Genomic DNA, 14,438 nt, shown 5'->3' with positions numbered 1-14,438 from the left:
TATGATGACTGAGTCGAATTCTAGCACCTTCACTAAACCTGAATTGCCAATGCACATTCAAACTATTCGTGAATATTTACCCCATCGTTATCCATTTTTATTGGTCGATCGCATTGTCGAAGTGACTGATAACGGTATCGTGGGTTATAAAAATGTATCTATTAACGAAGAATTCTTGCAAGGCCACTTCCCGAATTATCCGATCATGCCTGGCGTTTTAATCGTTGAAGCATTGGCACAAGTGTCGGGTATTCTAGGTTTTATCATGAATAATGAGAAACCAAGCGCAGGTTCACTGTTTCTTTTTGCAGGCGCAGAAAAAGTTCGATTTAAAAAACAAGTCGTTGCAGGCGATCAACTTGTATTAAAATCGGAATTAGTTATGCAAAAACGAGGCATTTACAAATATAATTGTATCGCCACCGTTGATGGCGTTGTCGCAGCAACCGCGGAAATTATGGTTTCGCATCAGAAAACAGAGCAAGCATGAGCAATAACCCACTCATTCACCCAACCGCTATAATTGACTCATCTGCAGTAATTGCTTCAGATGTGACAATTGGACCATATTGTATTGTTGGCCCAAATGTAACGATTGGTGAGGGTACAAAACTTCATTCACATGTGGTGATTGGGGGTTATACCCGTATTGGTCAGCACAATGAAATCTTCCAGTTCGCAAGCGTAGGCGAAGTCTGCCAAGACTTGAAATATGCGGGCGAGGAAACTTGGTTAGAAATTGGTGATCACAACAAGATTCGTGAACATTGCAGTCTGCATCGTGGTACGGTACAAGATAACAGCCTGACCAAAATTGGTAGTCACAATCTACTCATGGTGAATACGCATATTGCTCACGACTGTATGGTGGGTGATCACAATATTTTTGCCAATAATGTTGGCGTGGCAGGCCATGTGCATGTGGGTGATTATGTAGTTGTGGGTGGAAACTCGGGTATTCATCAGTTCTGTAAAATTGATTCTTTCAGCATGATTGGTGGTGCATCACTTATTCTTAAAGATGTACCTGCATATGTAATGGTGTCTGGTAATCCTGCACATGCGTTTGCAATGAATGTGGAAGGCATGCGTCGTAAAGGTTGGTCGAAGGATGTGATTCAAGGTCTTCGAGAAGCCTTTAAACTGATTTATAAATCTGGATTAACGACAGAGCAGGCCATTCAACAAATTCGTGATGATATTTTGCCAAATGTGGCAGAAGCACAGCGTTTGATTGATTCTCTGGAACAGTCTGAACGTGGTATCGTACGTTAAGATATAAATTTGTTTAATGCTCATTGCATCAAAAAATTAAAAGACATCCTCGGATGTCTTTTTTTATTGGCTTAAATTTGCAATAGCTTAAGTTTATTTTACGAAGCCTGCTTCTTCAGATTGAGGATATTGACTGAGAATTTTGCTTCTATATTGGCCTGCTAAAGCAGGTTTATGGTCAACATCTTTGGCAATACTATATAAGCGGTATAAAGCACTGGCAGCTTTTGCAGATTGCGGGTATTTAGTTGCTACAATTTCAAAATTCTTTTTAGCTTCCGTGTAATTGGTAGGTTCAATTGCTAAATTAAACTCAGCCAACCAGAAGTAAGCATTACTGATATACACGCTGTCTGGATGGTTTTTAATGAAATTTTGCATGGGAGCAATGGCTTTTTTGGCCCCACCTTGCTTATAAGCATCTAGTGCGATGGTATATGCTGCTTTTTCCTGCTCAATATTGGCATTTAAGCCTTGTGCCGTTGGTGTCGCATTGTTTGCAGACTGAGGCGCTGGAATGTTTAACTGGTTGTTACTGGGGCTGGGAGAGCTATCCTTTTGGTTATCCTCCTCAGACATTGGTGCAGACTCAGGATCGACTTTTTGCTGTAGTAATTCTAAGCGTTGATCTAAATCTGTATAACGGTTTTGTAATTCGTGCTTGAGCTGTGAAATTTCATTTTCCTGCTCTTCCATTTTGCCACGTAATTGACGGATATCATTTTCTAATTGTTGATTTTTTTGCATTAATTGCCAATTTACATTGGTAGGAACATTGGCTGTTCCCATGTTTGTTGTCCCGATTGCGGGGCTGTTGGCATAGTTGGCACTGCTTTGGCTAAGGTTGTGACTTTCAATTGGAATATTAGCAAATACAGATGTAGAGCACAGTAGGGCAAGGGCACAGAGTGCATGCTTTTTTAGCATAGTTGAATATCCATTTAAATCTTGTGTGAATTGCGCACCCCTATATGAAAAGGCACAATCCGTTAATCTTGTCATTTTGACATTTAAAACGTCCGTGCAGGGAAATGCAATAAGCTTTTACAAACTTATTATCAATCTGTGCTGATTGTGAATTTGATATATCTAAACCAAGTAAATTTAATTTGAATGGTATGCTGTTAAAGCAAGAGGTTTGATTTTGTCACTATAAATACATCAAATTGATTGAGTTGTTTTTAAAATAATCAAATGGATAGCTTTAACGCAGGAAATTTTGTTCAACACTTGCAAGTTTGCTAAAAATCTCTATACTCTGTTTTGCAATGGTAGCCCTGCCGGTTACTTCGCAATTGTACTCTACGAACCCCGTCAGGACCGGAAGGTAGCAGCGGTAGTAGAACTATGATGTGCCGAAGTCTTGCTGGTAGGGTTGCCACCAGATTTAAAAATTATAATTATTTATCTTCTTTATTCAATTTAAAATTCTTGTTCCTGTCTACGAATTGCTTTCATAATCGCATCCATATCAAAACCACGATATTGTAAAAACCGAATTTGTTTGGCTTTTAGTTTTGGTTCTTTGGCAACCTCTGTGCCGAATTTTTTCACTTTGAGTTGATAGGCCTGTTCTGTCCAATCGGTTTCTTTGAGTTCTTCTGAGATCAAAGCTGTATCTACTTTTTTATTTTTAAGTGCCATTTTTATGCGATTTGGCCCTTTGCCTTTGCGTTTCTGACTGGCCAAGAGCATTTCTGCAAGACGCTGATCACTTTGATAATTTTCTTGTGCTAATTCATTGACTAATGCAATCACTTCCTCGCGGTTGTCTGCATAGAGTGCTAATTTTTCAATTAAGTCATTTTTAGAATATTCTTTGCGTGTGAGCACGGCAAAGGCATAACTGCGTAAACGAGAACCTGTGAGTCCAGGACGTTTTGTTTGTTGTGTTTGATCGTTGCTTGCACCTTCATCTTCATAAGCTACTGCATCTTTATGATCGCTATTATTTTGAGACAGTGGTTGGATATGAGTGGAAGTAAAACGTAGTGCAGCGTCTGTATCTTGATGCGTATGCACGGTTTGCGATGTCGCTGCATCCTCGCCAAATTGTTGTTTTAAGGCTGCGTAATCAATCAGTTTGGGAAATTTGGGCTCAGACATAATAAGGGGCATCCATATACAATAAAACGCCCCGTAGAGCGTTTTATTTAAATCGGTCTGTGTTCATCTTACTGCATGCTTAAACATCAAGTAAGTCAAACTCTTCTTCGTCTTTATCTTCTACTGGGGCAGCTTGACCTGTAGTCAACAGTTGTTCACGAATAATCGCTTCAATGCCTCTTGCAAGCTCAGGATGCTCTTCAAGGTGGCGAATGGTGTTGTTTTTACCTTGACCAATTTTATCGCCTTGATAAGAGTACCAAGCACCTGCTTTTTGTACGATATTTTGTTGAACAGCTAAATCGACCAACTCACCCAAGTGGTTAACGCCTTTACCATAAAGAATTTGGAATAGTGCTTCTTTAAATGGAGGTGCCATTTTATTTTTAACGACTTTAACTTTGGTTTCTGAACCAATAATTTCGTCACCTTCTTTAACCTGACCTACACGACGAATATCTAAACGAACAGAAGCATAGAATTTCAGTGCGTTACCGCCTGTTGTTGTTTCAGGGCTACCAAACATTACACCAATTTTCATACGAATTTGGTTAATGAAAATCACCATACAGTTTGAGCGTTTGGCATTACCCGTGATTTTACGTAAGGCCTGACTCATTAAACGTGCTTGTAAGCCCATGTGTGAGTCACCCATTTCGCCTTCAATTTCGGCACGAGGGGTTAAGGCTGCAACGGAGTCGACAACAATCAGGTCAATTGCACCTGAACGTACTAGCATATCTGCAATTTCAAGGGCTTGTTCACCATTGTCAGGCTGAGATACCAATAAGTTGTCGATATCTACACCAAGTTTACGTGCATATTGAGGATCAAGCGCGTGTTCGGCATCAATAAAGGCACAGGTTCCACCTGCTTTTTGACACTCTGCAATGGCTTGCAGAGTCATTGTGGTTTTACCTGATGATTCAGGGCCATAAATTTCAATGATACGGCCTTTAGGTAAACCGCCAATGCCCAAGGCGATGTCTAGGGTCAATGAGCCTGTAGAAACTGCTTCTACCGCTTGCACAGTGTTGTCGCCTAGGCGCATCACCGTGTTCTTGCCAAATTGCTTTTCAATTTGGCTTAAAGCGGCATTCAGCGCCTTGCTTTTATTCTCATCCATCTTACAACCTCAATACGATGTCACTAAATAATATACTTAAGTGGATGTATTTACTTAAATCGTTTCCACGTGCATATAGTGACAGAATTTGTCCTGTAATTCTATTTATATCACGAGCTGTACGACAGCCTGTGACGCTCTATTTAATCATCATTATATGACCAAAACTGGTCAAATTGCTGATCATTCTCTTGTTTAAATCTGCTGATATCACGACGGTCTTTTTTACTTGGTCGATGATCAGGTCGTGCTAGATTATGCAACTTTCTTTGGGTGGCAATCAATTCCCTACGCGCAATACTCACTTCAGTTTCTTCATAAAGTTGTTGTGCGATAGGAGCAGGGCCGCGTACTCCTGACAGCGCTTTGACCAATACCGTTTTTTTATCAAAGCCTTGTTGAATAGTCAGTTCAGTACCTACACGAATTTCTTTAGAAACTTTAACGCGTTCACCATTGTGATGAACTTTACCGCCTTCAATGGCCGCTTTTGCAATAGAGCGGGTTTTAAAAAAACGTGCAGCCCATAGCCATTTATCAATTCGGATGCTTTCGATTGCTTCGTGTGACGAAGTTTTAGGCATATTTTTGAGTGTCCTCAAATTGTTCTAAGACAGGAATTAAATCTGTTAATTGGTGCAGCATTGGGTAATTACAAGTCTGGCGGGCAGGCTTTGCCGAAGAAGGCTGAGCAATACTAAATAAGTGACCAATGCCAAAGCTTTTGGCACCATTTAACACTTTTTCAGTGTCATCTATAAAATAGCAGTCTTCGGCTTGAAAAGGATGCAACTGTTGTAACTTTTGCCAAAATTCAATCCGTTCTTTGGCGTAACCAATACTCTCAGAGCTAACAATAACTTCAAAATAATGCGCTAAACCTGTATGCGCTAATTTAAAATCTAAGCCTGCGCAGTCGGCATTAGTTGTGAGCCAAAGTCGGTAGCCCTTATTTTTTAAGTAGTCTAATAGTTCAATTGCCTGTGGACGCAAGGTGACTTGGTTTTTGTATTCAAGTTGCATGGCAAGCATGTCAATTCCAACCTTTGCAGTCCAAAAGCTGGATGAGTACCATTCGAGGGTGTGACTATGTGCCTGATAAAAATCATATAAAATTTCTTTACTGCGTGCTAAAGAACAGCCATGAACTTCTGCATAACGAATAGGCAGTTGTTCATTCCAGATAAAATCATCATAAGCGAGGTCTAACAGTGTGCCATCCATGTCGAACATGATGATATTTTTTTGCATTGAGCTACCCTGAAATATTGCCAATAGGTAAAGTAAACAGGCTCATTTAAGCATGCTTGGCGAATAACACAAAATACTGTCCGATTATTTGAGGTTTTATGTTAGGCTGAATGTGTGAAATTTATGCAGTTTTGAATTTGAAATTCTAAGATTCAGTCAATTTTTTAAAATCTTACTGTAGCGTTCACAAAAACTATTTTTTTGACATAGTGCTGTATTTTTTAAACTGTATAAGCGTAGCAATAGAATGCAAAACTTAGCTTAATTAGGGAGTCAGCTATGGCTGAACAACAGTATTTAGATTTGAAGTATTTAGATAAGCAGTTAGATGAATTTGAGAAAAAGAAGAAAAAAATTAAGAAAATGCGTATAGGGTATAAACTATTTACGCATTTGATGGGAGATGAAAAATTTGCTCATCATGTTTCAGAGTCTGCTTTAAACCCTGATAAACGCAGTTACCGTAAAGTTAAAATTAAAATCACGTCAGATGAAGGTGAATTGACTTTCCTTGAAAAAGATTAAACGCTTTTAAAAGCATATATTTTTTATATGTACAAATTTGTGTACATAAATAAGAGCCTGATATTTTTATATCAGGCTTTTTATTTGATGGGTTTGTGATTTAAGACATAAATTTGACCTAACACTGCTGATTAATCTTTGTGATCAAGCAAAATGCACAAAGCTGTCATAATTATTATTTAAGCTTCAAGTTACCAAAGTGAAATCATCATGCTTTATAGTGATTATTCTTAGTATGGGTTCTGTATATAAATGTGAGTTATCACATGCAAATGTTACGTTTTAACTATCAAAATTGGCATGAATGTGACAGAGTGATCGCTGATAATAATCACAATTTTTAGTCATTAAATAAAATAAAGGAACTGTGATGTCTATTTTAGGAATTGCCATTACTACGATTTTAGGACTTTTAGGTATTGCTGCAATTATTCTCGGTTTTATTGGTGGCGAAACTTATTTGGTGATTGTGGGAATTTTATTAGTGGTAAGTGGCGGATTGGCTTTATCAATGTTTAAGAAAAGTTTATCCAATCCATTTAAAGATTAATCGGATATTTACATTTTTTTATTTATAGATATTGCAAACAAGAAATTATATTTTAGATAAATGATTTTCATAAAATATACGTCAGTGTGAACATTAATGAATTGGTCATAAGCGCTAAATAAATTCAGGGTTTTAGACATCGCATAGCTCATAAATTTTATTACAATAGAACCCATGTAATGCGTAAGAAGTGTCAAAATGACACTGATCAAGGATAATCTATGTTTATAAAAACAACGCAACCGCAGCATGCACTGATTGAGCAGTTGCTTCCCGTGATGGTGCAAGCATGTGACATTCTCAATCAGGAGTTTCAGCAATATTGCTCGGGTGCGACATTTGATGTAGAGAAAAAAAACGACAATTCACCTGTTACTCAAGCAGATTATCGAGTAAATCATTATTTAACGCAGGCTTTGGCTGAAATTTCTACTTTGCCGTTGCTGTCAGAAGAAGGTGAGCAAAGCCAACGGCAAGCATGGCATGAGTTTTGGTTGCTTGATCCTTTAGATGGAACCAAAGAGTTTTTACACCAACGCCCTGAATTTACAATTAACCTGAGTCTAATTCGTGGTGCGGTAACGACTTTTGCAGTGTTAGCAGTACCTGGGGAACACAATATTTACTTTTGCCCAGAACAAGGCATGCCGTTGAAATATCATATTTTGACGCAGCAGTGGTATGTGTATCAAGCAAATGATCATACAACATCAATTTTGAATATAGGCCTAAGTCATAGCAGTCAAAGCAAACCACAGTACAGCGCATATTTACAGGCTTTGGCAGAGTTGACCGAGTATGTAGAGTTAAAAGCAGGTAGTGCCTACAAATTTTGTATGATTTTGGAAGACCGTGTCGATATTTATCCGCGTTTTCACCCAACTTCAGAATGGGACACCAGTGCAGGACAATGTTTATTGGAGCGAATTGGTGGAGGCTTAGTCGATTTTCAAGGTCGTGCATTTTTATATAATCAGCGTGATACCTTGCTTAATGGCGGTTTTATTGCCTATAAAAATGCCAAGATGAAGCAGATTGCTTTGCAGGCACTAGGACTTATGGCGAAGTGAGATTGAGCAAAGTGCTGAACATGGTATAGTGTCAGCTAACCAATTTAAAATTTTGGCTAGATCATGGCATTAGAATTACTCCCTGCAAGTATGCTTAAAGCAATTGATTTATTGCCTGATGCTCAGACTCCTGTAACTTTATTTACCCGTCATTCTATACGTGAAATTGTGGTGGGTCAGGGGTTGGCAGGCTATAACTTGCAATTGACTGAGCAAGGGCGTGATCTGGCGGAAGCTTGGGGCGGTTACTTGGTTGGAAATACAGACCGTGTGATTCAGCATTGTATTTCAAGTCCAATTCAACGTTGTGTCGATACCGCTGCTTTGATGATTCAAGGCGCAGATGGTATTACCCTTGAGCCGAATACCCATCATATTGAAATTGTAGAGCAGGGCTTATTGGTGGAGCCGGGCAGTTTTGTCTTGGACATTAAACAGGCGGGCCCATATTTTCAGAAGCAAGGTGCTTTGGGTTTTATTAATAGCTTTGTGAATAATGCTTTGCCTGGCATGAAGCATCCAATACATGGCGTGGTGGATGTGCTTGAACTGATTTATAACACGCATCCAACCAATCAATATGGTCTTAGTTTGGCCGTAAGTCACGACACAATTTTAGCTGCAATTATTGCCGTTATTTCTGGACGAAATGAAGTTACCCAAAGCGATTGGCCTGACATGATGGAAGGGCTTTTTGTCTGGTTTGAGGGCGATGAGTTCTTGGAATCTAAATTAAAATGGATTTGGCGTGGTCAAATTCATACTTTAGATATCTCACAATTTCGGCAAAAAGTTTAGACAAAACGCTGTTTATATCTGAAGTGCATACATGGCTAAAATATAGCTACAGTTCGAATCATGAATTATTGCGGATACGAATTCTTATTGCCTTAGACATTCCTCATACCGTTCGTCTAAAACCTAAAAATATTCAAAATTTTTTCTCTTATTTTCTTTTATCACTTTTTATTTAGATTGTTGACTCGGTCAAAAATCAGGGTTCAATACGTGCGCTATTGTTAAATTATTTACGCCAATTTTTAAGAAAAAATAACAAGTTTATTGCTTTGAGTTAAATGCTGCATTTTTCAGTAGATTGCATAAATTTTATAACCTTATTAATATGATTTTATAAGCCATTGAATAATATGTGTTTATTGTTGTGTTTTTAGTCAATAATTGACATTGGGGTAAAAAAATTAATGAAAAATGTGACTCGGTTTTCGCTTAGTCTATTAAGTGTATGTGTATTATCATCTATGCTTGCAGCATGTGGCGGCGGCGGTGGCGGTGGGGATGAGGCGACTAATTCAAATCATGCCAATCCATATCCTGAACCCAAGCAAGATGTGATTAATCAGTCTGCACTCGGTTTTTTTGATTACAACGCTAATTCTGAATCACGTGAAGTGCGTAATGATTTAGAAGGTGATTTACAGGCGATGATTCAATTCGCGCAAGGGCATGTGGTCGATCCGAATGGCAACGAAGCAAAAAAAATGCCGCGTTTGACCTCAGAAAAAGAAGCATTGCTATTGGTCACGCCAAATCAGGGTATGGAGAATATCAGCGCCTTACAAGTTGAAGTCTATCAAAATGAACGCTTGTTACGTCGTATTGCATTGGCTGATCCAGCTCAGTTACCTGCTTCAGATCAGAGCAATCAGGATGGTCGTGCAGAGGTGCTATACAGTAAACGTGCATGGTCAGCTAAATTAAACTGGGATGAAATACGCCCTGGTTTGAAATTACGTTTGGTGGATTCTAAGCAGCGTAGCGGAACTTTGCCAGCAGAAAAAATTGATTTTGCCGCACCGGGTGAGTTGGTGCTGAATAATATTCGTATTGGTTTATTAACTGCACCACCAAAATCTGGTGGGCATTATATGTTGCTTGAACCAGAAAAAGCGGGCACCGATTATTTTCAGACCATTCCTGCCGCACAAATGACTGTAGCGAAATATGATGATATTCAATTAGATCGGGTGATGGTGGAAAATGGTACCATTTACGATACGCAAAGTGCGGGTGAAGGAGGTGTCTACTCGGGTGATATGCGGGAAAATACTGCAAAATCGACCTTTAGTGTGGGCATTAACCTTGCGAATTGGGGGGTGACCAGTGCCTCCATGTTGAGCCATCAACAACCCCAACTGACACAAACAGTCATTACTCACCATGCGCGTGGTAAATACAGCAATGGTGATCAAAGTCATGGCTTAAGTGGGGGTAATGGTATGCTCACACTCTATGATTCGGTGGGGAATGAGTTTAGCCATGAAATTGGGCATCATTATGGTTTAGGGCATTATCCTGGCTCTCAAGGCGAGAACATGTTTTGGGCTGCGCACCATGCCGACAGTGGGTGGGGCTATATTAGCTATCGTAATAAAATGCGCGGAAATTTAGCATGGCATTCTCGAAATTTGGGTGATGGAAAAAATGGTGTTCCAAACTTCTTAAAACAATATGCTTATGGTTGGGATGCCATGTCTGGCGGTGCAACCAATAGTAGTATTTCCCGTTATACCCACTACACTGGTTATAGTACGCATATCCGAATTCAGCCACATTTTGGCGCACGTCACGTGTGGGATCAAAGTTCGCCAAGTGGTTATAAATTGTGGAATAAAGACACGCGCCAAATGGAAGTGGTGTATCCTAAAGTGCCAAACTCAAGTGAGGTTTGGTATAACAGTGCTGATGGTTATTATTTAAAACCACGCTTGTTTGGTGTGCCTGTCATTACAATTATTGGTGGCTATGACCCTGAAACTCAGCAAGGGGTGTTATATCCTGCTGCGCGTAGTAACTGGGGGAATGTCTATAACTTACCTGCTGCACAACGTGGTTTGGAAAATTCCGCATGTTGGTTAGATGTTAAATACGCCAATCGGAACCAAAACGTGGCTTTGTCTCCTAATCGTATGCGAGGAAATGCCAACAAGTTACACGTGAATTTAGCCCTGAATGAGCAGCCGCAACAAGTACAGTTGTACTGTAAAAAAGCCAATGAAACTGAAAAACTATTATCTACGCTGAATATTCCACAATATACCGACAGCATAAAACCTGCAGTGAAAATTGGGCGTGAGAACGGTTATGATGCACTGAGAAAAATTGAATTACCTGAGTTTCAGGCACAGTTGGAGGCTCAAGCCAATCAACCCGTTGTCGCTTTAAAACCTGCAGCAAAATGCCATCTACCGATTAAACCGTTGGATGAATGTTTATCGTGCTCACTTAGAAAAAGCAAAACCAGAAGCAACAACGGCTTTAAGCAGTTTTGTCACGCAACTTGGTTTAGATAATGAGAATGTAGTGGCTGAAACCACACTCATGAAAAACCGAAATAACTGTTTGAAAGTTGAAACATTGGCAAGTGGTCAGAAAAATGCCTATATCAGTGGTGCAAGTGCCTGTACGGGTGATGAAACTGAACAATGGATATATGACGGTTTAGGGCGTATTCATAGCAAAGCTGAGATGGATCAATGTTTAACCAATAACGGCAATGTGGTGTCATTGGCAAGTTGTAGTACTTCTAAAGACAGCCAAGTATGGGAAATGCACACGGCTTCGGGGACGATTCGTCAGGGTAGCCAATGTTTTGACTTAGAACATGGCTATTTAAAAGAAAATCGTGCACGTTTAATTCGTTATGGTTGTACGGGCGGAGCTAACCAGCAATGGACACAATTAAAAGCCAACAACAGCTTGCAATTAGCGTATTTAAGTCCACAAAATTTAAGGCTAATGCTGAAGTAAATTGTTGCTAGACCTTAAATAATCATCTGCATTAAAAACACCTTTTGGCTTGTTCAGGAGGTGTTTTTTATTTTGAGGTTATGATTGCTTGGCGGTATGCAGCAAGCTTTTACTGTATGCGAGCGGGTGTTAAAGATTAGATACGCCAAATAACAGGCACAAAAAAAGCCCTAACGGGCTTTTTTTGCTGATAACACTTAGTTAGAAGCTAAAGCTTTAACTTGAGCGTTTAAACGGCTCTTATGACGAGCTGCTTTGTTCTTATGGATGATGCCTTTATCAGCCATACGGTCAATTACTGGAACAGCTTTTTTGTAAGCTTCAGTAGCAACCGCGTAATCACCAGCAGCAATAGCAGCGATTGTGCGTTTTAAATAAGTACGAACCATAGAACGTAAGCTTGCGTTGTGTTTACGTGCTTTAACGTTTTGACGAGCACGTTTTCTAGCTTGAGCAGAGTTTGCCACTCGTGCACTCCTTGAAATAGATTGGTCTGGGCGGGCTGCAATTACTTCCGAAAACCAACATCAGAAGAATTATCACCAGCCCGTAAACAAGTGCCATATTTTGATGAAACTAGACAGTTAAGTCAAGTCTTGACATGCTTTGACAACATTTTAGATGCAGAAAAATCAGAAAGAAACAGGTAGATTAAGGCTAAGCCTCAGAGATTGTTTAAAAAATGACAAATTTTATTCAAAATGCAATTGTAATTGGTGCAAATGGTTTGGTTGGGCAGCACTTGGTTAAACAGCTAAGTCTGCTGCCTGAATGTGAAAAAATTACCGTGGTTTTACGTAAGCCTTGTGCAGCATTAGAAAGCTTAGAAAAAGTCCAAAGTCTGATATTAGAAGATTTTTTGTTGCTCAATGATGAAGACGTGAGTGGCTATAGCCATGCATTTAGTTGTTTAGGCACCACCTTAAAAAAGGCGGGTTCTCAGCAAGCATTTTATGCGGTGGATTACAGCATTAATGCACATTTCGCAGAATTACTACAGGCAAAGGGTATGCATTATCTCTTGGTCAGTGCTTTAGGTGCCAATGCCAATTCGAAATTGTTTTATAACCGTGTTAAAGGCGAATTAGAGCAATATATTGAAATGCTGGATTTAGATAAAGTTTCTATTTTGCGCCCATCTTTATTGTTGGGGGAGCGCCACGAACAGCGCCGTTTAGAAGGACTAGGTCAAAAGCTATATCATAAAATATCGCATTTTATCCCGCAGCATTTTCAATATAAGCCAGTGACAGCCGAGCAAGTGGCTCATACTATGGTCGAGGCAGCACAATCACAAATTCATAAATACCAAATCTATGATAATTTACAAATACAAAAAACCAAGTAAAAGGGGAAAGACGTGTCTACAGTACCATTTGTGACCTGTGACTTATTAGATGACCATCCAGACCACAACCTTCAAGTGGTGATTCCATCTTTAGATGGTAAATTTTTCAAAAGTTATGGTGCACGAAAAACCTTTGGTGGACAAGTTGTCACAGTAAAATGTTTTGAAGATAACTCACGTGTGAAAGAGTTACTTGCTACAGATGGCACGGGTAAAGTGTTGGTGGTAGATGGTGGTGCATCTATGCGCTGCGCATTAATGGGGGACTTGATTGCAGAATCTGCAGTAAAAAATCACTGGAATGGTGTGATCATTTACGGCTGTGTACGTGATGTCGATGCAATTGCAGCACTTGATCTAGGCGTACATGCTTTAGCTTCAATTCCACAAAAAAGTAACCGTAAAGGTGTAGGTGAAGTCGATGTGGCTTTGCATTTTGGACAAGTGACTTTTAATTCGGGCGATTACGTCTATGCCGATAACAACGGTATTATTGTGGCAAAGGAAAAACTGGTAGAGCTATAAGCCACTTGCTTAAGTGATTGACAGTTTGCATATAAAAAGGAAACAAAATGGTGCATCATCAAATTAAAGTGATACAGGCTTTGGCATCTATGCTGACTGAAGGTGGGCGTGGTGTGAACGGCACTGCTTTTCCTAAGCAACCTGAAAAAGCTTTAAAGTTATATGAGTTTGAGGGTTCACCATTTTGCCGCCGTGTGCGAGAAGTCATGACCTTATTAAATTTAGATTATGAGGTCTATCCATGTCCCAAAGGCGGTACAAAATATCGACCTTTGGTGAAAGAATTGGGTGGTAAAACTCAATTTCCATTTTTAATAGATGAAAATACTGGTGATCAACTTTATGAGTCTGAGCAGATCATCCAGCATTTATTCAAACATTATGGTAACAAAGGCACAACACCGAAAAAATATGCGCATTACCCAAAAATTCCTTATCTGGCTTTAGCGGGTACTTTGCTGAATGGTGCACGTGGTGTTTGGGTGAATCAAAAAATTACTCAGCGTGCTGCACCTGAGCAATTACTTGAATTATGGGGTTTTGAAAGTAGTCCTTATACGCGAATTGTACGAGGTGTACTTACAGAGCTTGAATTACCTTATAAGTTTCATAATGTCGCTAAAGAGCGTTGGCAAGATCAGGGTTTGGCAAAACTACGCTTAAAACCCGGTAAATATGTACCTTTGGCGGGTGGTAAGCGCGAGCAAGTTTTAAAGGTCATGGGGAATAATATTCAAGTCCCATTTTTAATTGATCCAAATACACAAACACGCTTGTTTGAGTCTGCAAAAATTGTAAAATATTTACAGCAAACTTACGGCGAATAAGTTGTAAAAGCTTCTATTGGTTAGATAGCAAAGCATCTTTAGGATGCTTTTTGCATTTTTAGGGTGG

The 14,438-nt window shown here is 39.5% G+C and carries 15 protein-coding genes, 1 other RNA gene and 1 pseudogene; 11 read left to right on the top strand and 6 right to left on the bottom strand.

The genetic code is table 11. The features are described from left to right. The first annotated feature begins 1 nt into the window (after position 1). Both fabZ and lpxA read left to right on the top strand, forming a co-directional pair. The gene (gene fabZ / locus HHA43_RS06045; protein WP_372595714.1) at positions 2 to 490 is read left to right on the top strand and encodes a 3-hydroxyacyl-ACP dehydratase FabZ; all 489 of its coding nucleotides are present in this window, start codon (positions 2 to 4) and stop codon (positions 488 to 490) included. Then, on the top strand, positions 487 to 1,275 hold the full coding sequence (gene lpxA / locus HHA43_RS06040) for an acyl-ACP--UDP-N-acetylglucosamine O-acyltransferase (protein ID WP_168460295.1): 789 nt from the start codon (positions 487 to 489) through the stop codon (positions 1,273 to 1,275). Before fabZ ends, lpxA begins: the two co-directional genes overlap by 4 nt. Positions 1,276 to 1,368: 93 nt before the next feature. Here the strand turns inward: lpxA and HHA43_RS06035 are convergent, their stop codons facing one another. Beyond that, the gene (locus tag HHA43_RS06035) at positions 1,369 to 2,202 is read right to left on the bottom strand and encodes a YbgF trimerization domain-containing protein (RefSeq protein WP_168525478.1); all 834 of its coding nucleotides are present in this window, start codon (positions 2,200 to 2,202) and stop codon (positions 1,369 to 1,371) included. 351 nt (positions 2,203 to 2,553) lie between these two features. Here HHA43_RS06035 and ffs point away from each other — a divergent pair. Further along, positions 2,554 to 2,650, top strand: an RNA gene (gene ffs / locus HHA43_RS06030) — signal recognition particle sRNA small type. 47 nt (positions 2,651 to 2,697) lie between these two features. Here the strand turns inward: ffs and HHA43_RS06025 are convergent. The 4 genes from HHA43_RS06025 to HHA43_RS06010 form a co-directional block, all read right to left on the bottom strand. After that, positions 2,698 to 3,381, bottom strand: coding sequence for a regulatory protein RecX (locus HHA43_RS06025; protein WP_168542075.1), 684 nt, complete (start codon positions 3,379 to 3,381; stop codon positions 2,698 to 2,700). Between the two features lie 79 nt (positions 3,382 to 3,460). Continuing rightward, entirely contained in the window at positions 3,461 to 4,507 is a 1,047-nt protein-coding gene (gene recA, locus HHA43_RS06020) for a recombinase RecA (protein ID WP_168542073.1), read from the bottom strand. A gap of 143 nt (positions 4,508 to 4,650) precedes the next feature. Further along, positions 4,651 to 5,091, bottom strand: coding sequence for an RNA-binding S4 domain-containing protein (locus HHA43_RS06015; RefSeq protein WP_104851911.1), 441 nt, complete (start codon positions 5,089 to 5,091; stop codon positions 4,651 to 4,653). Then, on the bottom strand, positions 5,084 to 5,758 hold the full coding sequence (locus HHA43_RS06010) for an HAD-IA family hydrolase (RefSeq protein WP_168418944.1): 675 nt from the start codon (positions 5,756 to 5,758) through the stop codon (positions 5,084 to 5,086). The genes HHA43_RS06015 and HHA43_RS06010 overlap by 8 nt, the downstream gene beginning before the upstream one ends. A 279-nt stretch (positions 5,759 to 6,037) precedes the next feature. On the opposite strand from HHA43_RS06010, the gene HHA43_RS06005 reads away from it, so the two are divergent. The 5 genes and pseudogenes from HHA43_RS06005 (at position 6,038) to HHA43_RS05985 (ending at position 11,671) form a co-directional block, all read left to right on the top strand. After that, entirely contained in the window at positions 6,038 to 6,283 is a 246-nt protein-coding gene (locus HHA43_RS06005; RefSeq protein ID WP_104851912.1) for a hypothetical protein, read from the top strand. A gap of 370 nt (positions 6,284 to 6,653) precedes the next feature. Next, the gene (locus HHA43_RS06000) at positions 6,654 to 6,833 is read left to right on the top strand and encodes a hypothetical protein (RefSeq protein WP_168419371.1); all 180 of its coding nucleotides are present in this window, start codon (positions 6,654 to 6,656) and stop codon (positions 6,831 to 6,833) included. Between the two features lie 221 nt (positions 6,834 to 7,054). Then, complete coding sequence (locus tag HHA43_RS05995) at positions 7,055 to 7,903, top strand: 3'(2'),5'-bisphosphate nucleotidase CysQ family protein (protein ID WP_168525484.1); 849 nt, start codon at positions 7,055 to 7,057, stop codon at positions 7,901 to 7,903. Between the two features lie 63 nt (positions 7,904 to 7,966). Next, a complete protein-coding gene (locus HHA43_RS05990) occupies positions 7,967 to 8,701 on the top strand; it encodes a histidine phosphatase family protein (RefSeq protein WP_168419373.1) in 735 nt (244 codons plus the stop codon). Between the two features lie 404 nt (positions 8,702 to 9,105). Beyond that, positions 9,106 to 11,671: pseudogene (locus HHA43_RS05985) on the top strand (M66 family metalloprotease). A 197-nt stretch (positions 11,672 to 11,868) separates the two neighbouring features. Here HHA43_RS05985 and rpsT read toward each other — a convergent pair. After that, positions 11,869 to 12,138, bottom strand: coding sequence for a 30S ribosomal protein S20 (gene rpsT / locus HHA43_RS05980; RefSeq protein ID WP_004976669.1), 270 nt, complete (start codon positions 12,136 to 12,138; stop codon positions 11,869 to 11,871). Between the two features lie 215 nt (positions 12,139 to 12,353). Here rpsT and HHA43_RS05975 point away from each other — a divergent pair, with 215 nt between their 5' ends. Genes HHA43_RS05975 through HHA43_RS05965 form a run of 3 tightly spaced genes read left to right on the top strand, consistent with a single transcriptional unit; the run spans position 12,354 to position 14,371 of the window. Beyond that, entirely contained in the window at positions 12,354 to 13,019 is a 666-nt protein-coding gene (locus tag HHA43_RS05975; RefSeq protein ID WP_168542071.1) for an NAD(P)H-binding protein, read from the top strand. A gap of 12 nt (positions 13,020 to 13,031) precedes the next feature. After that, on the top strand, positions 13,032 to 13,544 hold the full coding sequence (gene rraA / locus HHA43_RS05970; protein WP_168419375.1) for a ribonuclease E activity regulator RraA: 513 nt from the start codon (positions 13,032 to 13,034) through the stop codon (positions 13,542 to 13,544). A gap of 47 nt (positions 13,545 to 13,591) precedes the next feature. Further along, positions 13,592 to 14,371, top strand: a complete 780-nt coding sequence (locus tag HHA43_RS05965; RefSeq protein WP_168542069.1) for a glutathione S-transferase N-terminal domain-containing protein — start codon at positions 13,592 to 13,594, stop codon at positions 14,369 to 14,371. Positions 14,372 to 14,438: the final 67 nt, after the last annotated feature.

This window comes from Acinetobacter sp. A2 (assembly GCF_012371325.1).
Lineage (GTDB): Bacteria > Pseudomonadota > Gammaproteobacteria > Pseudomonadales > Moraxellaceae > Acinetobacter.
The sequence above is the reverse complement of the archived record's forward strand: the minus strand, read 5'-3'. Positions and strand labels throughout refer to the sequence as shown.